At 62.3% G+C, this 21,697-nt stretch carries 18 protein-coding genes and 1 pseudogene; 4 read left to right on the plus strand and 15 right to left on the minus strand.

The genetic code is table 11. From position 1 onward, the window contains the following. Nucleotides 1-38: 38 nt before the first annotated feature. Genes BM171_RS17385 through BM171_RS17395 form a run of 3 tightly spaced genes read right to left on the minus strand, consistent with a single transcriptional unit; the run spans nucleotide 39 to nucleotide 3,747 of the window. On the minus strand, nucleotides 39-2,420 hold the full coding sequence (locus tag BM171_RS17385; protein ID WP_093015499.1) for a xanthine dehydrogenase family protein molybdopterin-binding subunit: 2,382 nt from the start codon (nucleotides 2,418-2,420) through the stop codon (nucleotides 39-41). Continuing rightward, nucleotides 2,417-2,917: a (2Fe-2S)-binding protein gene (locus tag BM171_RS17390; RefSeq protein ID WP_093015502.1), complete on the minus strand. Its 501-nt coding sequence runs from the start codon at nucleotides 2,915-2,917 to the stop codon at nucleotides 2,417-2,419. The genes BM171_RS17385 and BM171_RS17390 overlap by 4 nt, the downstream gene beginning before the upstream one ends. Next, entirely contained in the window at nucleotides 2,914-3,747 is an 834-nt protein-coding gene (locus BM171_RS17395; protein ID WP_093015505.1) for an FAD binding domain-containing protein, read from the minus strand. Before BM171_RS17395 ends, BM171_RS17390 begins: the two co-directional genes overlap by 4 nt. A 125-nt stretch (nucleotides 3,748-3,872) precedes the next feature. On the opposite strand from BM171_RS17395, the gene BM171_RS17400 reads away from it, so the two are divergent. Beyond that, nucleotides 3,873-4,517 carry a TetR/AcrR family transcriptional regulator gene (locus BM171_RS17400; protein WP_093015508.1) on the plus strand — a complete coding sequence of 215 codons (645 nt, stop codon included), beginning with the start codon at nucleotides 3,873-3,875 and terminating at the stop codon, nucleotides 4,515-4,517. Between the two features lie 369 nt (nucleotides 4,518-4,886). Continuing rightward, a pseudogene (locus tag BM171_RS17405) lies at nucleotides 4,887-5,518 on the plus strand (tyrosine-type recombinase/integrase). 373 nt (nucleotides 5,519-5,891) lie between these two features. Here the strand turns inward: BM171_RS17405 and phnE are convergent. The 12 genes from phnE to BM171_RS17465 form a co-directional block, all read right to left on the minus strand. Continuing rightward, a complete protein-coding gene (gene phnE / locus BM171_RS17410) occupies nucleotides 5,892-6,683 on the minus strand; it encodes a phosphonate ABC transporter, permease protein PhnE (RefSeq protein ID WP_093015511.1) in 792 nt (263 codons plus the stop codon). A 15-nt stretch (nucleotides 6,684-6,698) separates the two neighbouring features. Then, nucleotides 6,699-7,499, minus strand: a complete 801-nt coding sequence (locus BM171_RS17415) for a phosphonate ABC transporter ATP-binding protein (protein ID WP_093015514.1) — start codon at nucleotides 7,497-7,499, stop codon at nucleotides 6,699-6,701. A 79-nt stretch (nucleotides 7,500-7,578) separates the two neighbouring features. After that, entirely contained in the window at nucleotides 7,579-8,463 is an 885-nt protein-coding gene (locus tag BM171_RS17420; protein ID WP_093015517.1) for a phosphate/phosphite/phosphonate ABC transporter substrate-binding protein, read from the minus strand. A 615-nt stretch (nucleotides 8,464-9,078) separates the two neighbouring features. Continuing rightward, nucleotides 9,079-9,765 carry a substrate binding domain-containing protein gene (locus BM171_RS17425; RefSeq protein ID WP_093015520.1) on the minus strand — a complete coding sequence of 229 codons (687 nt, stop codon included), beginning with the start codon at nucleotides 9,763-9,765 and terminating at the stop codon, nucleotides 9,079-9,081. A 223-nt stretch (nucleotides 9,766-9,988) separates the two neighbouring features. Next, entirely contained in the window at nucleotides 9,989-11,092 is a 1,104-nt protein-coding gene (gene galK, locus BM171_RS17430; protein WP_093015523.1) for a galactokinase, read from the minus strand. Further along, on the minus strand, nucleotides 11,089-12,210 hold the full coding sequence (locus BM171_RS17435; RefSeq protein WP_245760322.1) for a UDP-glucose--hexose-1-phosphate uridylyltransferase: 1,122 nt from the start codon (nucleotides 12,208-12,210) through the stop codon (nucleotides 11,089-11,091). The genes galK and BM171_RS17435 overlap by 4 nt, the downstream gene beginning before the upstream one ends. Further along, a complete protein-coding gene (gene galE, locus BM171_RS17440; protein ID WP_093015529.1) occupies nucleotides 12,144-13,169 on the minus strand; it encodes a UDP-glucose 4-epimerase GalE in 1,026 nt (341 codons plus the stop codon). Before galE ends, BM171_RS17435 begins: the two co-directional genes overlap by 67 nt. Before the next feature lie 39 nt (nucleotides 13,170-13,208). Further along, on the minus strand, nucleotides 13,209-14,264 hold the full coding sequence (locus tag BM171_RS17445) for an ABC transporter ATP-binding protein (protein ID WP_093015531.1): 1,056 nt from the start codon (nucleotides 14,262-14,264) through the stop codon (nucleotides 13,209-13,211). Between the two features lie 13 nt (nucleotides 14,265-14,277). Further along, a complete protein-coding gene (locus tag BM171_RS17450) occupies nucleotides 14,278-15,372 on the minus strand; it encodes a glycoside hydrolase 5 family protein (RefSeq protein WP_093015534.1) in 1,095 nt (364 codons plus the stop codon). Nucleotides 15,373-15,435: 63 nt separating this feature from the next. Beyond that, a complete protein-coding gene (locus BM171_RS17455; protein ID WP_093015537.1) occupies nucleotides 15,436-16,719 on the minus strand; it encodes an extracellular solute-binding protein in 1,284 nt (427 codons plus the stop codon). 45 nt (nucleotides 16,720-16,764) lie between these two features. Further along, nucleotides 16,765-17,601, minus strand: a complete 837-nt coding sequence (locus BM171_RS17460; RefSeq protein ID WP_093015541.1) for a carbohydrate ABC transporter permease — start codon at nucleotides 17,599-17,601, stop codon at nucleotides 16,765-16,767. Further along, on the minus strand, nucleotides 17,601-18,698 hold the full coding sequence (locus tag BM171_RS17465; RefSeq protein WP_217646750.1) for a carbohydrate ABC transporter permease: 1,098 nt from the start codon (nucleotides 18,696-18,698) through the stop codon (nucleotides 17,601-17,603). Before BM171_RS17465 ends, BM171_RS17460 begins: the two co-directional genes overlap by 1 nt. A gap of 150 nt (nucleotides 18,699-18,848) precedes the next feature. Between BM171_RS17465 and BM171_RS17470 the strand changes: the two genes are divergently transcribed. After that, complete coding sequence (locus BM171_RS17470; protein ID WP_093015544.1) at nucleotides 18,849-19,892, plus strand: LacI family DNA-binding transcriptional regulator; 1,044 nt, start codon at nucleotides 18,849-18,851, stop codon at nucleotides 19,890-19,892. Between the two features lie 182 nt (nucleotides 19,893-20,074). After that, nucleotides 20,075-21,085: an aldose epimerase family protein gene (locus BM171_RS17475; protein WP_093015547.1), complete on the plus strand. Its 1,011-nt coding sequence runs from the start codon at nucleotides 20,075-20,077 to the stop codon at nucleotides 21,083-21,085. The last annotated feature ends 612 nt before the right edge of the window (nucleotides 21,086-21,697 follow it).

The following is a 21,697-nucleotide window of genomic DNA, read 5'->3' on the forward strand; positions in this document are numbered from 1 at the left end:
CCCTGGTGTCGCGGCGCCTCCTCCAGCGCCGTCTTGGTTCAGTCCTCGATCTTTCCCAGCGCCCGCAGGATGCGTTCGGGGGTAAAGGGCATTTCGGTGACCTGCGCGCCCAGAGGGCGCAGCGCGTCGTTGATCGCGTTCATGACGGCCGCGGGCGCCCCGGCGGTTCCCGCCTCGCCCGCGCCCTTGGCGCCCAGCTCGCTTTCACCGGTGGGCGTCTCGACGTGACCGATCTGCATGTCCGGCATCTCGGCCGCCATCGGCACGAGGTAGTCGGCCATCGACCCATTCAGCAGCTGGCCATACGCGTCGTAGTGGATTTCCTCGTAGAGCGCACCGCCAAGGCCCTGCACGATACCCCCACGGATCTGTTCGTCGACCAGTTGCGGGTTGATCACCCGGCCACAATCCTCGACGCACCAATGGTTCAGCAGGGTGACGACGCCGGTGTCGGTATCGACCTCGAGATAGCTGGCCTGCACGCCGTTGGTGAAGGCGAACGGATACTCCATCGTGATGAAGTGCCGGGTCTGCACGAGCTCGCGCGGCAGGTCCTTGGGCAGCGTGTCGCCGCGGAAATAGACGATGCGGCCCAACTCCTCGAGCGGCATGCGCTCTTCGCCGCTGTCCCCGTCGACGACCTGGCCGCTGCGGATGTCGAGCGTGCTCGCGTCGGCCTGAAGCATCGCACCCGCCACCTCAAGAATTGAGTCGCGCAGCGCACGCGCCGCCTGCAACGCGGCCTCGCCGCCGATGCCCGCCCCGCGCGACGCCCAAGTGCCGCCGCCATAGGGTGTGACCTGCGTGTCGCCGGTGACGATCCTCACCTGCGACGGGTTCACCCCCACGCCCTCGGCCACGATCTGGGACAGCATCGCCTCGGTCCCCTGCCCCTGCTCGGTCACGCCCGACAGCGCCACGACCGATCCGTCCGGGTCCATCCGCACGGTGCACCCGTCCTGGGCCGAGATCCGCGCGCCACCGATGCCGTACATGAAGGGCGAGGGGTTGGTGAGCTCGATGAAGCTCGCGATGCCTATACCGCGATACTTGCCGCGCTTGCGCGCGTCTTCTTGGTCGGCGCGCAGGGCGTCGTAGTCCATCATCCCGATCAGCTTGTCCATCGAGGCGTGATGCGACAATCCCTCGAACCGCATCTTGGCGGGCGAGGTCACGGGATAGGCGTCGTCGGCATACATGTTGCGGCGCCGGATCTCGACCGGGTCCATGCCGAGCTCGGCCGCGGCCATGTCAACCAGCCCCTCGGTGATCGCCACAGCGATGGGGTGACCGACGGCCCGGTATTGGCAGGTCGGCGTCTTGTTCTGGAAAACGACCGTCGTCTGTGCGCGGTAATTAGCGAAATCATATGGCCCGCCGCACAGGTTCACCACCTGATTGCCCTCGATCGCCGAGGTGCGCGGGTAGACCGAATAGGGGCCGATCCCCGTCCAGTCATCGACGTCGATCGCAAGGATCTTGCCGTCCTTGTCTACCGCGATCTTCGCCTCGATCTCGTGGTCGCGGGCATGGATGTCGGTGCTGTAGCTTTCCAGCCGGTCGGCGATGAACTTGATCGGCCGGCCCATCATCTTGGCGATGGCTGCCGTCGCCACCTCGTCGGGGTAGACGTGTACCTTGATCCCGTACGATCCGCCCACGTCGCCACAGATCACGCGGACCCGGCTTTCGGGAATGTCGAGGTGCTTGGCGAACACCGTCTGCATCATGTGCGGCGCCTGCGTGGCGTGATAGGCCGTCATCTGGCCCTCGGCAGGGTTCCAGTCCACCAGGATCGAGCGCGGCTCGAGCGTGACGCCGGTATGCCGCGCGGTGCGGAACCGGGCCGAGACGACCTTGTGCGCCTGCGCCATGGCGCCTTCCACGTCGCCCTCTTCGTGCAGGCGCCGGAAGGCAAGATTGTCGCCCAGCTCCGGATGGATGACCGGGGTGTCCTTGTCGAGCGCGGTCATCGTGTCAGTGACGGCGGGCAGGTCCTCGTAGTCGACCATGACAAGCGAGGCCGCCTCTTCGGCCGCCGCGCGCGTCGTGGCAACGACGGCGACGACAGGCTCGCCTACCCAGCAGGCCCGATCGACCGCCAGCGGATGTTCCGGTGGGGATTTCAGCCCCTTGAGATGCGCGAGCACGGCGACCCAGGGCGTGCAGACCTCGGCCAGGTCCTTGCCGGTGAAAACACGCAGCACGCCCTTGACCGCCTTCGCCTCGTCCAGGTCGATCTCGCCGATCTTCGCATGTGCCACGGGCGAACGGGCGAACGCCACGTGCAGCATGCGCGGCAGCGCGATGTCGTCGACATAGCGTCCTCGGCCCTGCACGAGCTTGGTCGCGTTCGGGCGCGGAACGGTCTTGCCGATATAAGAATTCGGCCGGTCGGGATCGTTGAACTGGATGGTCATGCGTCCCCCTTCCCGGCGCGCGCCTTCGCCACGCTTTCAACCGCGTCCACGATGGCCTCGTAGCCGGTGCACCGGCAGTAGTTACCCGACAGGTGCTCGCGGATCTCAGCCCGGCTCGGCGTGCCTCCGGCGGACAGCAATTCTTCTGCGGCGACCAGCATTCCGGGCGTGCAGAATCCGCATTGCAGCGCGTTACGCGCGACAAAGGCATCCTGAAGGTCGGTGATCGCGGCCGTGTCGGTCAGGCCCTCAACTGTCCAAACCTCGGCACCGTCGGCCTGCGCCGCCAGCATCAGGCAGCCGCGCACGGACACCCCATCCACGCGGATCGTGCAGGCGCCGCAGACGCCATGTTCGCACGATGCATGCGCGCCGGTCAGGCCCAGGTCGAGCCGCAGAAAGTCGATCATGTGCTGGCCGGCGGGCACGCGGGCCTCGACAGGCTCACCGTTGACGGTCAGCGCCACGTCCACCTTGTCGCGAAACATCTCAGTCATGTCCTGTCTCCTTCCAGCCGGGCCACCGCACGGCGTAGCAGCACGCCTGCGAGGTGACGGCGATAGGCCGCACTGGCCTGCGTGTCGGACGGCGGATCGATCTCAGAGGTCAGCGCCGCGACCGCCCCGTCCACGTCGCCCGCATCAAGCGCGGTCATGGCACCGGTTGCGAGGATCGGCTTCGGCCCGACCGAGAACAGCGCGACACGATGGCCCTTCGCACGCCTGACGAGGCACAGGCCCGCCAGCGCGTAATCGCCCGACCGGCGCGCAACCTCTTCGATAAGCTGCACCTCGCCAGTCTCTGCCGCGGGAACCGACAGCGCAGTCAGGATCTCGTCCTCTTCCAGTGCCGTTGTGAACACATCCTCGAAGAAATCCTCGGCCGGAATGCTGCGGTCGCCTTCGGGCCCTTCGACGTGGATCTCGGCCCCCAACGCCAGCGCGCAGGCAGGAAACTCGGCCGCCGGGTCGGCGTGGGCGAGCGCCCCGCCGATTGTGCCGCGATTGCGGATCGCGGCATGCGCGATATGCGCCACCGCGGCCGCAAGCAGCGGCACACGCGCTCGCACGATCGGATCGGCACCTACCTGCGCGTGGCGGGTAAGTGCGCCAATGCGCACCGTGTCCCCTTCTTGCGAAACGCCGGAAAGCTCGTTCAGGCGCGAAATATCGACAAGCAGATCGCCCGCAGACAGGCGCATGTTCATCGCCGCTACAAGGCTCTGACCGCCTGCGAGCACGCGTCCCTCCCCCTCTGATGCAACCAGCATTTCGATCGCATGGCGCAGGTTTTCAGCCCGGGCGTACCCAGCCGCCGATGCCTTCATGGCGTCCTCCCTTCCTCAATCGATCCGCGCCTTATTAAGCGCTTGATCAATTCTGTTGATCAATTGATCTTTTAATCCGAGTCGGTGCAAGACATTTTTCCTGACCAAGATTACAAGGGCGCTTCATGGACCAACCCGCCGACAGCAACGCCAGCGACAGCGAAGATGGCGCGATCCGCCGCCGCCTGCCGCCGGCGGAACGGCGCCAACAGATCGTGGACGTGGCGGTACGCTTCTTCGCCGAGGTCGGGCTGGACGGAAAGACACGGGAACTCGCAAAGCGTCTCGGCGTCACACAATCCCTGCTGTTCAATTACTTCGCGACCAAGGACGACCTGATCGAGGCGGTCTATGAAAAGGTCTATATCGGCCGCCTGTCCCCCGACTGGCCCGAGCGGCTGAGCGATCGCGACGTGCCGCTACGCGATCGGCTCATCGCCTTCTACAGCGAATACAGCGCGCTCATCTTCGAGCGCGAGTGGATGCGCATCTTCATGTTCTCGGGTCTGGCGGGCGCTTCGCTTAACCACCGGTATCTCAAGCATCTGGGCGACGTGATCCTGCGCCCGATCCTGGCGGAAACCGACGCGCTGGCGCGTGGCGACACGCGCCCGACGATGGAAGACGTGTGGAACCTGCACGGCGGCATAGTCTACATCGGCATCCGCCAGCATATCTACCGGATGCCTGCGCCCGAGCATCCAGAGGACGAGATCGCGCGGGCAATCGCCAAATATCTCCAATTCTTCGAAATCGAGCTCGAGAACTAAGCGAAGACAGTTCCCGGGGGGGCGTCTACAGCATCAAAGCCCAGACGATTCGGAGAAGCTGTTTCAGCATAGAGCAGATCATTGGCATCCTGAACGAACACCAAGCCGGGGTATCTGAGAATACAACCGCAGAGAATGTCTGCATTGCGGACCGCAGACGCAACATTCGAAAGGTGAGTTGGATGCCGGCTCTGGGCCGTAGTCTCGACATGACGTTCATCGCTGCGTCTGCGAACTGGCCACCTCAAGCGACAGTCAATTCGGGCTCCGAGCAGCCATTCGTGCAGCGCTCCCGTGGTAGCGTGGTAGGATCGCCCTGCCGACATGATGTCGGAGTTGCGGAGGATGGGGCGGACCGGAGGATCCACCATGCCCACCACAAACCTCCCTGCCATCCGCCCTCGGAGACCAGCCTGGAACAGAGGCCGCATCGTCGGCCAGAAACGACCGCTTCTGCCGAAAGATGTTTGGGCCATTCGCGTGCGCCTCGAGATCGCTAACCGGGTTCGGGATTTCGCCCTCTTCAATACTGCCATCGACAGCACACTGCGCGGATGCGATCTCGTCAGTCTCAAGGTGGCGGACGTGTTTGCGGCCGGACAGGTCAAAGAGCGCACATCAATCAACCAGAGCAAGACCAAGCAACCGGTGCGGTTCGAGATCACCGAGGGCACACGCAAGTCGATCGCAGCGTGGCTTCAGGATCCGGCCATGATCGGTTCCGAGTATCTCTGGCCCGGACGCTTTTACGAGCGTCTGCACATTTCGACGCGCCAGTATGCCCGGCTGGTGCGCGATTGGGTGACCTCGGTCGGTCTTGAACCGAGCGCCTACGGGACCCATTCCATGCGGCGAACCAAGGTCGCACAGATCTACCGAAGACAGGAAACCTGCGGGCGGTTCAGCTTTTGCTGGGCCATACCAAGATGGACAGCACCGTCCGCTACCTCGGCGTTGAGCTGGAGGATGCGCTGGCGATTTCCGAGGCGGTGGAAATGTAACAAGCTTGGCCGTCTTCACGGACGGCCCACAGCTGCCGTTCACCTCTTCTCTGGATGCCGCGGCGCGGCCCACCGAATTGGCCATTCGCCGCGGTTGCGAAATCGAGGCATCCCCGAACTCACGCTCTGCGGACCTTTTCTCCGTTCGCCGCACGCGCTCGGTTTGTTCTGCACCCGCGAAGGTCTTCGACAACTAACGGGAAGTATGAATGCGCCGGGGCCGAGAGCCGCACGGCAACGTTGACGGACCCCGAAATCTGCATGACGCAACTTCCGCTCGCCCTCTGCCTTGCTGCATGAGTGCATCAATGCTGTTCAGTGCCGCTGGCATGCGTCTGCCAGCGCCCACCTCACGGAACACAGCGTTCGTAAGTCAGATGACACGCTTTCGGATCGACGAGGACAGCTGCTCGAACCCGATGACGGCCACCAGCACCACGAGGATGATCGCGGCGGCATCGTCATAGCGGAACAGCCGCATGGCCGTGGACAATTCCACCCCGATGCCGCCCGCCCCGACAAGGCCCAGCGTCACCGCTGATCGGATCGCCTTTTCCACACTGAACAACGAGGTTGCCGTCATTGACGCGAAGCTCTCGGGCAGGATCGCGCCCATGATGACCGAAAGCCGCGCCGCGCCGGTCGAGGTCAGCGCCTCGGAGGGGCCCTTTTGCACTTCTTCGAAACGCTCGGAATAGAACCGCGCGGCAAAGCCGATGGTGTCCATGATGATGGCGAGGATTCCGGCCAGCGGGCCGAGGCCCACCGCCACCACGAAGATCAGCGCCCAGATCAGATCGGGGATGGTGCGCGACACTGCGATCACGAGGCGTGCGATGGTGCGCACCACCCGGTTGGGACTGGTGTTGCTGGCCGCGAGGATCGCCAGCGGGATCGAGAAGAAACAGCCGAAGGTGACGCCTACAATGGCGATGTTGAGCGTTTCCCACATGGCGTCTGCGATCCCGTACCAGTTGCTGAAATCCGGCGGCATCGCCTGGCCCAGGAACCGCCCGAGGTTCACTGCGCCGCGTTGCAGACGGTCAAGCGACATGTCCGCCGCCCAGAGCCCCTGCAGGAAAAAGGCCAGAAACCCCACGGCGATGATCCACGCCAGAGGCGCGGGGCTGCGGAAACGGGGAATGGTCGAGGTCTGGTCGGACATGATGTTTCTCTGGTCTCAGGCTGCGGCGGTCTTGGCGCCGGTCGCATCTTCGGGCCGGCTCGCGCCTTCGTAGAGTGCGTCGAGGCGCGCGGGATCGATACTGTCAGTATCGGCGTCAATCAGGACCTTGCCGGCTTTCAGACCGATGACGCGGTCCCCGTATTCCTGAGCAAGATCGAGCTGGTGCAGCGTGCAAAGCATGCTCAGACCCTCGTCGTCCACGATCCGCCACAACAGGTCGAGCACCTCGCGCCCGGCCTTGGGATCGAGGCTCGCGATGGGTTCGTCTGCGACGACAAGACTGGGTTGCTGCATCAGCATGCGCGCGATGGCGACCCGCTGTTGCTGGCCGCCGGACAACTCCGTTGGCCGGTGCTGCGCGCGGTCGGCAAGACCCACCCGGTCGAGACAGTCGAGCGCGCGTTCGCGATCCTCGCCCCGCGCGACCGAGTTCAGGCAGTTCAGGATGCCCAAGGGGCGCTGCCCCATCACGCCGAATAGGACATTCTGAAAGGCGCTCAATTGCGGGACGAGATTGAATTGCTGAAACACGTAGCCCATCCGGCGGCGGGCCTTGCGCAGGGGCGCGCGGCGCGCCCCGATGATCGGCACACCGTCAAGCGACACCTGCCCGGAAGCCGCCGGGGCAAGCCCGTTAATGGCACGCATCAGCGTGGACTTTCCGCTTCCATTCGCCCCCAGCAGCACGACCCCCTCGCCGCGCCCCACAGAAAAGGTCACGCCACGCAGGATCGCGAGATCGCCGTAGCTGACATGGAGATCGCTGACATCGAGAACGGGCGCGGGGTCGGTCATGCAGTCTGTCCTTTCAATGAAATCGGCCGCCCCGCCTGAAATCCGGCGGGGCGGCCAGAGCCGTCGGTCGCGGTCGCGCTCAGCTGTCGAGGTCGATGCCGGCAGCGTTGTAGGCGTCGCGCACCATGTCGTAGATGGCCGGGTCCGTCTCGAAGGACATGTAGGCGTCACGCTCGAGGAACTTGTCCTCGTTGCGCTCGGTCTCGATCAGCGCCGACCACAGAATGTCGGTCTGGGCAGACAGCGTGGCGCGCAGCGCGTCGCGGCAGTCCTGCGGCAGCGATGCGCGCATCACGACCGGATCGCCGGGCAGGGTGTCTGTCTGGGCCAGAAGACGGTATTCGGTGTCGGGATCCTGTTCGCGGACGGCGTCCCAATCCTTGTTGCCGCCGCCCATGGCGTCGACGTCATCGTTGATGAGCACCTGGATGCGCGCATCGCCAGCCATGATGATCTCGAGGTCGCGTTCGAGATCGAGCCCGGCCTCGGCCAGCATCATCGAGGGGAAGATGTGGCCCGAGGTGGAGCCCGCATCCTTCAGCGCCACGCGGCGGCCTTCGAGATCGGCGAGCGTCTCGATGTCGCTGTCGGCCTTGACCACGAAGCTGGAGCCATAGTTCGGACGCACGATCGAGAACAGGATGTCCATCTCCGCCAGTTGCTGGAACAGCACGAATTCCGACGGCCCGGCGAAGACCAGATCGACCTCGTCGTATTGCAGCGCGTTGCCCGCCGCGGTCCGATTGGACAGCGAATAAAGCTCGAGCTCGATACCGGAGACTTCCTCGAACGTTTCGGCGAAGGGGGCGAAGGCCTCGGCCAGCGTCGTCATGCCCTCGATGCCGGTATCGGCCATCTTCAGCGGGTTGGGGCAGACTTCGGCGGGCGCGGACTGCGCCGCGAGCGGGCCTGCAAGAAGGGCTGCCGTCGCTGCGGACAGGGCCAAGCCGTGAAATTTCATCATCGTTTTATCTCCTTTCAGTTACGTTCCCGACCCGGCTAACAAGCCCGCGTGACGTTGGGGTGACACTGACCGAAGAAGGCGCATGTTGGAAAACGCTACTCCTGTGCCGATTGGGGGTCGCCAAGACCAAGGGTTCCATTATTTCAATCGCGCCTTTCAGCGAGACGCGCGGCATCTTACTCCGTTCGTTGGGACACTGCCGTTGATTGCGGACGGCGACTGGCCTCGATTGCCGCCGCGAACGTCAGCGCGAACTGCAAATGCAGCAAACGACAGAATGTCGGCGTAGCCGCCGCGCGCGCGGCGTGGATGCTTCGCGACATACGAATAACTGGTCCGATGGAGCCGCGAGGCAGCGCCGGGCAGGCCGGCAAGCGATCTTCGAAACCGACCGCATCGCAGTGTGTCTGCTGCACGAGCGAGGTCTGTCCAGCCGCGCAGGGTCAGTATGGGCTCACTTCTGACCTTATCCGCGGATTGGCTTAGCTGCGGCATGGCGAACCTTCCGGACCTGCGCAGCGCGGGGGCATCGTTGGACCGGGAGGAGTCAATCCTCGCTTGCCATACCGCTGGGTCGTCGGTCTCGCGCCGATCCCGATCCGATCGATGCAGCGCTCAGATTGCAAGATCCGCGGCGAGCATATCCACGAAGTGACGCACCTTCGCCTCGAGCATGCGCTTGTGCGGATAGAGCGCCATGATCTCGACTGATCCCGTGTCGCCCTCCGGCAAAACCCTTTGCAGGCGCCCATCTGCCAGGTCGCCTTGAACGATGCATTTCGGCAGCAGCGCCACGCCCAGATCCGCCAATGCCGCCTCCCTGAGAGCTTCGCCGGAATCAAGTCGCAGGCGGGAGCGTCCGCTGGCCCGGACCCATGTGCCATCAGCTTCCTTCAGGTGCCAATTCTGCCGCGTGTTCTGGCTGGTATGAAACAGCAGAGCATGTCGACTTAGATGCTCGACGCGCGTCGGGAGGTTGGTGCGGGAGAGGTAGGTAGGACTGGCGCAGAGCACCAAAGGTTCCTGGCGCAGGGTCCGACAGATCAGACCGGGGTTCGGCATACTCACTCCGATCCGTACGGCGAGGTCCGCCCCGTCCGAAACGAGGTCCGTCACCCCATCCGAGAGGCTCATCTCGACCTGCACCTCCGGCCATTTCTCGAGAAACCGCTTCACCACCGGCAGCACGAGCCGGCGACCAAGGGCGTCCGGAGCACTGATGCGGAGGTCGCCGCGCGGATCACCTCCGTTGCCTCTGAACTGGGCGCCGACCGCGTCAAGCGAGCGGCCCAGAGCGGGCATTCGCCAAACCTGCCGGGAGCGACAGCTTTGGGCATTTGGTGCATTTGGTGCATTTGGTGCATTTGGTGCATTTATTTATGGAAGATCAGCTCAGGCAAACACGGGAGGGCTTTCCGAATGCAATTGATCCTGCCGCCGGGCCGGAAAGACCTATGCTACAAATCAAATTTGCAATGCGTCGGTCGGCTGGACGACGCTTGTGTGCAATGCAGCCGAGATGAACTTATCCTTCATCGATCGTAGCAAGGAGTCGAGCTTTTGGCAGATTTTGGGTAAGTTGATCAACGATCTCATCGACACGATTTGAACGAACCAGCGCGACAATCGAGCCTCCAAAGCCACCCCCTGTAAGGCGCGCGCCCGTGGCCTCAAAGGCCATGACACCTTCAACCAATGCGTCGACCTCCGGAACGGACACGTCGTAATCATCACGCTGAGATTTGTGACTTGCGAGCATCAGAGACCCAAGCGTTTCAGGATCTCCTTCCCGCATCGAAGACACCGCAGAAGCAACCCGTGCGTTTTCCGTGACCACGTGGCGTGCGCGTCGTGCGAGAGGCTCGGGAAGAGCTGCGATGCTTTCGAGTGCATCGAGGCCCAATTCACCAAGTGCATCCACGCCGAGCGCTGCGCAGGCCTGGCTGCATTCCTGAACCCGAAGCGCATAGCCATTGTCGGTCAATTTGTGACTGACACCGGAATGAACCACCACAAAGTTATGGTCCGCGAGCAAGGGCACAGCCTCATGCGCCAAGGTGGCGGTATCGAGGAAAAGCGCCGAGCCCGGATGGCCTACGGAGACGGCGAACTGATCCATGACACCGCAGGGCATTCCGACGAAGTCGTTCTCTACCGACCGGGCGATGATGGCCGTCGCGACCGGATCCGGACCTTTCCCATGAAAGGCCCCTGCGGCTCGGATCGCGGCCACCTCGATCGCAGCGGAACTCGACAATCCGGCGCCCGACGGCAAATCGCTGGTTACAGCAACACACAAGCCGTCATCTTTGATGGCGGTCTCGGCCACGGAGAGCAGCGCGCCGAACGCGTAATCGCTCCAGCTTCCCGAGGCGCCCTCCCCCACGCGGCGGACCTCTTCTCCGGCGAAACCGTCGCTGACCAAGCGGACCTCGCCGGGACGTCCCGCGGGCCCGAGCGCGATCCCTATGCCGAGATCAAGCGTGACGGGCAGCACGCATCCGCCGTTATAATCGGTATGTTCCCCCATAAGGTTCACGCGGCCAGGCGCGAAGGCACTTGCCGCGGGCTCTGCCTTAAAACGGGCTTTGTAGGCCGCGATGGCCCTATTTTTCAGGGTGTGGCTCATCGGGCGGACCCCTTGTTCGTGAAATGGCAGGTGGCGGACAGCTCGCGCAGCTGGGCGGCCGCGGTTTCGGCAGTCAGGTCGCGCTGCGCCTCCGCCAGCATCTCATAGCCAACCATGAATTTGCGCACCGTCGCCGAGCGCAGCAAGGGCGGATAGAAATGCGCGTGCAATTGCCAATGTCCGTGATCGCCGTCGCTCATAGGCGCGCCGTGCCAGCCCATCGTATACGGGAACTTGGTCTCGAACAGGTTGTCATACCGGGTGCAGAGCCGTTTGAGGTGCTCTGCCAGCGCGTCGCGTTCTGCATCGGTCAAGTCGATCAGCCGCTGAACATGCCGTTTGGGCAGCACCAATGTCTCGAACGGCCAGACCGCCCAGAACGGGACGACGGTGATCCAATGGTCGTTTTCTTCAACAATCCGGGCCCCGTCGGCGCCTTCGCGTGCGGCGTAGTCAGCGAGCAGCGCAGTCCTGTGCGCCTGCAGGTATGCCCTTTGTGCATCGTCTTCGCGGACAATTTCGTTGGGCAGGAAATCGGACGCCCAGATCTGACCGTGTGGATGCGGATTTGAGCAGCCCATGACCGCTCCCTTGTTTTCGAAGATCGCGACCCACTCGTATTGGGCGCCCAGCTCCTCGAGCTGAGATGCCCAAAGATCGACGACCTTGCGGATCGCGGGTACCGGCAGCTCCGGCAGGGTCAGATCGTGACGCTCCGAAAAGCAGATCACCCGTGCGGTCCCGCGCGCAGGTCCCGCCCGGAAAAGAGGATCGGGCTCAGAGGTAACCTCTATGCTTTCGTCAAGAAGAGCCGGGAAATCATTGTCGAACACGAAGGCACCCCGGTAGTCGGGATTGACCGCGCCGTTTACGCGGGTGTTGCCCGCACACAAATAACATGTCGGATCATGCGCCGGGGTGAAGTCGGGCGCCGTGTCCTCGGACCGGCCCTGCCAGGGACGCTTAGCCCGATGCGGAGACACCAAAACCCATTCGTCCCGCAGCGGATTGAAGCGGCGGTGCGGCCGTTCTGAAAGGGTATCGACATCCGTCATTTTGCAATTCTTTCTGCGGTGCGCTCCACAGCAAAAGGCCCATAGGCCGGGGCCTGATGCCATGTCCACGCGGTTTTCATGATGTCCCGGATGTCAGGCAGCTCCGGTGTCCAGTCCAGCCGATTGCGTGCCTTGGTGCTGTCGGCGACAAGCATGGCCGCATCGCCCGGACGTCGCGGGCCGACCCGCATTGGGATATCCCGGCCGGTCACCTCTCGGGCGGCATCAATCACGTCAAGGTTGGTGAAGCCGCGGCCGTTTCCGAGATTGAAGGCGTGGGCCCCCGGTTCCGCATCCATCAGGTCGAGCGCGGCCAGATGTGCGGACGCGATGTCGTTCACATGGATGTAGTCGCGCACGCAGGTCCCATCTCTCGTGTCGTAATCATCGCCGAAGATCTCAAGGCCAGGTCGGACCCCCATCGCTGAGAGAAGGATATTGGGGATCAAGTGGGTTTCCGGATCGTGCGCCTCGCCAATCGCGCCCGCGGGGTCCGCGCCCGCGGCATTGAAATACCGAAAGCTGACTGAGCGGACTCCAAAGGCTTGGGCATAATCGGCGAGGATCTGCTCCATCATCAGTTTCGACCAGCCATATGGATTGAGCGGCGCGCGGCGGTGGCTCTCGTCGATCAGATCCGTTTCCGGGTTGCCGAAGATCGCGGCGGTCGAGGAAAATACGATCCGGTCGCAGCCCGCCCCCCGCATGGCGTCGAGCAGATTGAGCGCGCCAACCACGTTGTTGCGATAGTAGAGGTCCGGCGCGGTTACCGACTCGCCGACCGAGATCAGAGCCGCGAAATGATAGACCGCATCGAAGGGCCCGGCGGCGAAGGCGCGCACCAGGGCCTGCGGGTCGCACAAATCGCCTTCGATGACCGATACGTCGTCCGGAAGCGCCGCCTGATGCCCCTGCGAGAAGTTGTCAAAAACCGTGACCGCATGGCCGCTGCGGCGCAACAGCCGCACCATGTGGGAGCCGATATACCCGGCACCGCCGCAGACGAGGATGTTCTGAGACATAGTCGAACCTATCCTTGAGGTCGTTTCAGTGCGCCCAGCTCAGCGGATCCGCTGTTCGGTTTCCGCATCGAACACGAAGATGTCGCCGGGATCACACGTGACGTCCGCACGGTCCTCCTTGCCGATGCGTTCTCTCCGGCGGTCCTCCACGATCATGCGCTCGCCGGTTTCCGCCACCAGGTAGGCGTAGGACACGCCGCCGAGCGCCTCGGTTAGGTCGACCCGAAGCGCGGTGCCATCGGTAAGCTTGAGGTGTTCCGGACGAATGCCGATCTGAACCGCTGTGCCTTCAGGCGGCAAGGTAACCTGCGGCTGAAGGGTCCGGCCAAGCCCCGGCACCTCGACGCCGTCCGCCGTTACAGTCCCGCGCAGAAAATTCATCGACGGCGAGCCGATAAAGCCCGCCACGAAGCGGTTATCAGGGTTGTTGTAAAGATCCATCGGCGCACCGACCTGCTCGATATAACCCGCGCGCAGCACCACGATCTTGTCGGCCAGGGTCATCGCCTCGACCTGATCGTGGGTGACATAAACCATCGTCGCGCCGATCTCCTTGTGCAGGCGAGCGATCTCGACCCGCATATCGACGCGCAGCTCCGCATCAAGGTTCGAAAGCGGCTCGTCGAAGAGAAACACCTCCGGGCCGCGCACGATTGCGCGGCCGATGGCCACCCGCTGACGCTGCCCGCCCGAGAGCGCTTTCGGTTTGCGCGAGAGGTACTCTTCAAGCTTGAGGATCCCGGCGGCCTCGTCGACCTTCTGCTTGATCTCGTCCTTGGCGTGGCCGTTCATCCGCAGGCCAAAGCCCATGTTTTCCTCAACGGTCATATGCGGATAGAGGGCGTAGGTCTGGAACACCATGGCGACGCCGCGGTCAGCGGCATCGACGCGGGTGACGTCACGCGCACCGATGCGGATGGTGCCGTCCGAGGTTTCCTCGAGCCCTGCGATCATGCGCAGAAGCGTGGACTTGCCGCAGCCTGAGGGGCCGACAAAGACGCAGAATTCGCCCTCGTCGACCTCCAGGTCGATGCCGTGGATCACCTCAGTTGCACCGTAGCGCTTGATGGCTTGGGACAGTTCAACGCGGGACATGCTGCGTCCTCTCTCAGTCTATTGTTGCAGGATACGAGGCGCCGGTGAGCTTGCGGATCAATGCAGTCTCCGTCGGATCATAGGGCGCCCCGTCAGTATGCAGGATGTCGTGGAACCAGATCCGTCGGTCTGCGTGGCCGCCATGCTGCACGACCAGCGCCTCGGGCCAGGGCAGATGTGTCTGCGTCCGGCCCTTCACAAAGCCCCATTGGAAACAGCCGACACCCCGATTGCGAAAGAGCGGGAGCTGATCCTCGATCCGGCTGTCGATTGGGCGCGCCATCCATTCCGTGCAGAAGATCGGACGGCCATGCGCTTCGAGATGGTCGATGAAACGCGCTGCGGAAGACGCATTGCAATAGGCGTGGAAGGTGACGATGTCCGACAATTCCACAGCGCGGCGGTCGATCTCGGATTGGAACGGCACCTCGTCGCTGCCTACTTGCGGGGTCATCCAAGCGCCGACGGTCAACGGTTGCGTCGGTCCGACCCCGCGCGCCCAGTCGAAGGCAGCAATCATCAGGGCAAGGCTATGCGGCATCAGGGCTTCATCGAAGTGATCGAAGCCCTCCGCCGAAAAGATCATCCGGTTGCCGGGTTCATTATAGAGATCCCAGAAAAGAATGCGCTCATCTGCGCGAAACTGCATGAGTACGTCGCTGACATACCGTTGCAGCATGGGCCACGCTTCACGATCCATCACGGTCGCGCGGCCCGGGCTGGCCACTGCACGGCTGTTATGCACGCCATGTGAAGGGTCGGGCTGCGCTTCGTAGACTGGCTCAGCGCCGCCGAAGCCACAGTCATCGAAGAGGCAGAGCACCGTTCGGATTCCTTGCGCCAAGGCGGCCTCGAGAAACCATTCGACCCGCGCGAGAAGGCCCGCACGGTCGTGCTCCCAAATGAGCGAATGCAGGTTGACCCGCACAGCGTTGAAGCCCAACGCTGCGGCCCAACCCAGCTCCCGCGAAATGGTGTCGCGATCGAAGCTGTCCTTGTGCCACATGTCGAGGAAGTTCACTGCACTCGATGGCAGGAAATTGCATCCGCAGATCCACGGCTGCGCATCGTGCCAGGCACGGGCTTTCTGGCGCGACCAAGGTAACATCTCAACTCCTCCGCAGCAGGAAATGACCGCCCCGCACAAAACAGCGAGGCGGCCGTTGTGGCATCAGCGATCAAGCAGATCCTGAACTTCGATATTGGCATCTGCGAGGGCGTCATCGACCGGCTTGTCCGTCAGCCAGATCGCCTGCAGCTCACGGTTCAAAACGTCCTGAATGGCGCCGTAGTTCTCCGCGGGCGGGGTATCGCGCGCGATGTCGGCTGTCCCGGCATATTCAGTCCGGTGTGGCAAAGCGGCATATTCATCGCTTTCAAGCACGGAATTGCGCACTGCCATGTGGCCGGTCCGGGCCCAATCAACATTGTGCTCGTTGATGAAGGCCAGCACCTTCAGCGCGGCCGAATACTTCTCGGCATCCTGCTTCACCGGCGAGGGAATGACCCAGATATGGCTGTCCGCCCAAGTCGCACCTTCCCCGAATAGGGTCGGGAAATCGGCGGCATAGTAATTGTCGAGCCCGGTCTCCTCCTTCGCGGCCTCCGCGGTGTAGAAGTCCACAACCCAGGTGCCGTTGACCAGAACCGCGGCCTCACCGTTGAGGAAGGATTGCTGACTGTCGGCGTAGTTCAGCTGCGGATTGGACAAATCCTCAGCAAAGAGCTGGGTGATTGTCTCAACCGCCACCTGCGCGGCATCGTTGTCGATCGTGGCGGTGCCGTCCTCGGAGAAGATATTTTCTCCCTGTTGCCACATGAGCGCGAGCACAAGGCGCACCCCGATCGGGAATTGTGCGAAATCAGCAGCGAGATAATTCTGGCCCGTCGCCTCTTTCAGCTGGCGCGCATGCTCCAACAGCTCTTCGGGTGAGGATGGCAGGACAGGCTCGCCGTTTTCGACCAAACCTGCTTCGGCCATCAAGTCCATGTTCACATGCCAGAGGTTGGCGTGCAGATCCATCGGTACGCCATAGATCTCACCGTTATAGGTGACCGCATCACGAGCACTGTCAGTCCAATCCGCCGGATCGATCCCCGCGCCAGAAAGGTCATCCTCGGTCAGCGCTGCGAGCGCCCCGAACCCCGCAAATTCAGGCACCCTGTGGCGGTGCATGACATGGACGTCCGGCGGGGTGCCGCCCGCATAAGCGGCCTTGATCTGGTCGTAGTAATTGCCCCAATCGGTCGGCAGCGTCTCGATCGACACGCCTTCGATTTCGGCGTCTGCGGCGTTGATGATCGACTGGATGATGCAGGCTTCACCGACACTGGCCTTGGTGTCGTTGCCCGCATCTTCGCAGGCTCCGAAAAAGCGGCCCAATGTGATGTCCTGGGCCGTCGCCGCCGAGGCGCAGGCACAGGCCAGCAGAGTTCCTGTCAGCAGGTGTTTCATATTTGGTCTCCTCCCTTGGATATTATGCTGGGGCTTCGCCCCGCTTCAGCCTTTGCTTCCGCCCGCGGTCATGGCCTGAACCACGTAACGCTGGAAGATCAGGAACAGGATCACGACCGGAAGCGAGGCGATGACACCCGAGGCCATGACACGACCCAGCCCTTCCGATTGCGCGAAATTCGATTGGATGGACGCCAGTCCGAGCGTGATGGTGAAGTAGTCGCGCTGCTGCGCCGAGACGAGCGGCCAGAGATAATCGTTCCAGGCATAAAGGAACGTCAGGATTGCCAGCGTCATCATCGCGGGCCGGGCCAGAGGCAGCATGATGTGCCAAAATATCTGGATCCAGCTGACACCTTCAAGCCGCGCGGCCTCCTCGATGTCCCTCGGAATCGCCTTGAAGAACTGCAGCATCAGGAAGACCCCGATGGGCACTGCCATCCGCGGGAGGATCAGGGCGTGATAGCTGTTATGCCAGCCGAAATCGGAGAACATCGTGTAGAGCGGGATGAACACCGCCTGCTCGGGCACCATCAGGCCAATAAGGCACAAAACCGCGATCGGCGTCTTGAACGGAAAGTCGAGCCGCGCCAGCGCGTAGCCCGCCGTTGTCGACACGGCCAGCACGCCCAGCGTCATGCCCAGGGCGACGACGATCGAGTTCAGGAACCACATCGGCGTCTGCCCGAACGCGAAGAGAGCGGCGTAATTCTCTGCCGTGAAGGGGATTGGCACCAATCCGAGAAAGGTGGAGGAAGTTGTTCGCGCCAGCACCTCGTTAGGCTGAAAAGACAGCGACACCATCCAGATCGTCGGAACCAGCCACAGGAAGGCCGGGATCGAAAGAGCGAGAACAAGCCAGTAATAGCTGCGCGAAAGCATCAGTCCTTCTCCTCCCGTCCGACGAGAAACTGCACGATGGAAAAAGCGCCCATGATGACGAACAGGAACACTGCCATCGCCGAGGCCCGGCCCAGTTCGCTGTCGCGGAACGCGGTCTGGTAGATGTAACGCACCAGCACTTGCGTTTCGTCATTTGGGCCACCTTGGGTCATCAGATGCGACTGTCCGAAGACCTGAAAATGCAGGATGATCTGCAGGATGATCACCAGCGTGATGGTTCGTTTCAGGTTCGGTAGCGTGATGTACCAGAACGCCCGTATGCCAGTGCAATTGTCGAGCGCGCCCGCTTCGAACAGATCCTTGGAAATGTCCTGAAGTCCCGCGAGGAACAGGATCATTGCGATCCCGAGGGACCACCAGATCGTCGCGATCACGATCGCCGCCATGGCGAAACGCTCGTCGGTCAGCCAGGTGATCGGCGAGCCGCCGGACAGCTCTGTAATGTTTGCTATCAGACCCTGGCGAGGCGAGAACATGATTTGCCAGATCAGCGTAACGACGGTGACTGACAGGACTTGGCTCAAGAAGAACAGCGTGCGCAGAAGTCCCATTGCGCGTGTCTCACGGTTGAGCGCGGCAGCGATCAGAAGCGCAGAGATTGTCACGCCCGGCACGGTGAGCCCCACGAACAGAACGGTGTTTCCTACCGTCGGCCAGAAGCGACGGTCGAACCAGCGCCCTTCCTCCCCAGCATATACGCCCGCAATCAGAAATAGCGCGACCCCGGCAAGACCGAGCGCGATGGCCGTCGCGCCCGTCAAGCGGCGGGTCCGATTCAACGTGACGGCAGCAGCGATGCCAAGAAGACCCAATGTCTGGAGAACCGGCCGCGCCCACGGGCTCCATTCGATATTCCGGCCCCACATGACACGAACATAGTTCTCGAAGCCCACGAATTGCTTGGCATCAGGATTGAAGGCGACCTGCAGGAGGTTCCAATCATGCAGGCTGATCCAGACTCCGCGGAAAAACGGGTAGATCAGAAACAACCCATAGGTCAGCAAAAACGGCAGCAGCAACAGATATGCGGACTGCGTTTCGTTCAACCGCCGGAGCGGAGACTTGGCTTTTGACATTTTATCCTCCCGTCAAGCCTCGACGCGGGCTCCTCCACCCGGCGACTCAACTTGATAATATTTATTAGCAATAATTATTAGTTTTGTCCATTAGCGTTTTGTGGAAAGCTCCAATGACCCGGACCGGACTGCGAATGAGGGGCGAAGGCAATGACGTCGAACAACGAAAAGACCGCCCGGGTCACGATGAAGGACGTTGCACGCGAGGCCGGTGTCTCACAATCAACCGTATCCTTCGTGCTCAGCGGAACCGAGAACATGCGCATCAGCGCGGACACGCGCGCTCGCGTGCTTGAAGCAGTCGAGGCACTTGGCTATCGCTCGCGCGCTGCCGGTCGGCCCATCAGCAGCACGAGCCACCGAGTTATCGGCCTCATGTTCGACGAGATCGCCACCAGCCCCTTCGCCTCCATCTCAATCGAGGGTTTGCAGGAAGAGGCTTGGAAACAGGGCGTCATCGTCGAGGTGGTGATGACCGGCGGCGATCGCGCGCACGAGACGGCGGTTCTCAATAAATGGGCCGCTGACCGGGTGCATGGCGTCGCCTACGCCTCAATCCTAACGCGTGAGATTGCACCGCCTGATGCGCTGGCGCGGCACAAGGCAGTCTTGTTGAACTGCATCGATTCCACCGGGCGTGTGTCCTCGATCGTTCCGGCCGAGCGGAGAGGCGCAGAACTGGCCACCCGGACCCTTATCGAAGTCGGCCATCGCCGTATCGCCTTCATCACTGGCGAGCCTTGGATGGATGCATCGATCCAGAGGCAAGAGGGCTACAAGCGCGCGCTGAGCGTCGCGGGTATCGAGGTTGATCCAACCCTGATCGTCGAGGGCAACTTCCTGCCAAGCGGGGGACATGCCGCGACGGTCGCTCTGTTGGAAGCTGCACGACCACCAGATGCCATCTTCTGCGCCAACGATCTTATGGCCATCGGCTGCTACGAGGCGCTCAAGGAGCGCGGGCATCGCATCGGCGAGACCATAGGAGTTATGGGATATGACGATCAGGAAGTTGCACAGCATCTCTCACCGCGCCTCAGCACAGTGCTGCTGCCGCATCGCGAAATGGGTCAGTGGTGCGCGCGCAGGCTTTTGGGCTCCAGCGCGGCAAGTTACGAGGCCATTCGGCTCGAAGGGCCGATCGAAATCCGGCAATCGCATCTTGGAGGGCGACCGCCGGGCGCGGAGAGGTAGCCGCTCCATGTCGAAACCCACCGGATCTTTCGGAGGCTCCGACCTGCGTCTTGATGAGAACCCAGCCCCGGCAAGCGCCGCGCGTGCAACACGGGGCAACCGACAGCGCCTGCAACACCCAAGTCCGCGTTGAATCCCGCGGGCCGCATGGACACTTACCGCCGCACGACAGGGAGACATCTATGTCGCGAGAGATAGAAACCTTCGGGCAAACGCCCGACAATCACGCCGTCCACAGAGTGACGCTTCGAGGCGGAGGGCTGCAGGCCAATATCCTGACCTATGGCGCGACCGTGCAGGATCTGCGTCTCGAGGGGATTGCCCACCCGCTCGTGCTCGGCGCCCCATCAATCGAGCCATATTTCGGCACTATGAAATACTTCGGGGCGCTTGTCGGACGCTTCGCGAACCGGATCAGGCAAGGCAGGTTTCTAATCGATGGGCAGGAATACCACGTGCCACGCAATTGGCTGGGCAAACACGCCCTGCATGGCGGCGAGGTTGGTGCTGGCGAGAAGATCTGGAGCATCGAGGAATTGACCAAGAGCAGCGTCACGATGCGTCTCGATCTTGCAGATGGCGATATGGGGTTTCCCGGTCATCTGATCGTTCGCGTCGAGATACGCCTTACCGAAGATAGCAGTCTCAGCTTCGACATCCGTGCCACGACAACCGCCGCTACTCCATGTTCCTTTGCGCATCATGGGTATTTCAACCTCGATGGCGGCCCCGACATTACCCGTCACGATTTGCGAATTGATGCGGAAGCCTACCTGCCTGTCGACGCCGACTTAATCCCAACCGGCGAGATCCGACCCGTGGAGGGCACGAAATTCGATTTCCGCGCCCGATCGGAAATCGGCAGGCGCGGCTTGGATCACAATTTCTGCCTGTCTGATACGCGGAAGCCCCTGCGGCCGGTCGCGCGGCTACGCAGCACAGAAAGCGATCTTTCGATGTCGGTCGAAACGACGGAGACCGGCCTCCAGGTTTATGACTCCGCCTATATCCCCGAGGCGGGTCTCGTTGGTCTGGATGGCAAGAGATACAAGCCTTTTGCCGGGGTCGCACTGGAAACCCAGGCTTGGCCAGACGCTCCCAACAGGCCGGAATTTCCCAAAGCGGTGCTCCTGCCTGAAAACGAATACCGCCATCAGGTGCGCTACGCTTTTAATTCCGGCGTGCCGCAATGAAGAAGCCAAGGTAGCCGTTTTTCGAAATGTCGATTGTCTGCGCTGCAGGCGACATCATCGCCGCCTCTCCTCACGTCCGACAAGGGATTTGCACGACCGAGAAGACACCCATGCTGAGCACTTTTCTCGAAAGCAGACATCCGTACACGTCGCAGCGAATGACGGCTCCCCGCCATCTTTGACGGCCCGCGATCTCATGCAGCTGCAGAACGACCCGTCCCTGCGCGTTCCACTTGGGGCTTCGGACGGACGAGAAATGGTCATCGCCAGCAGACTTCTACGTCTGCCGGCTCCCCGGCCAGAGGCTGTCCAGCGCACGCAGTGGCGCGCTTGGGATCATGCACGATTTTCAATTGGCGTGCTGTGGCTATAGGGACGAAGCTGCAAGTGTCTCGAGCGCATGCTAAAGCGCGTAACTGTGTTTCCCGGGCTTGGAGCTTTGTATGAAATTCTGCCTTTCCTTGGCTCTTGTCTTGGGTGCAGCGCCTTGCATGGCGGAGAAAGTGGCAGGTGTCGCCTATCTTCAGGATACCTCCCTTCAGGAACGCCCTCTATCGCTCTCGATCTGGTATCCATCGGAGGAACCGGCGTCGGCCGAGATTGGCGGCAATC

This window comes from Roseivivax halotolerans, from assembly GCF_900115815.1.
Taxonomy (GTDB): Bacteria; Pseudomonadota; Alphaproteobacteria; order Rhodobacterales; family Rhodobacteraceae; genus Roseivivax; species Roseivivax halotolerans.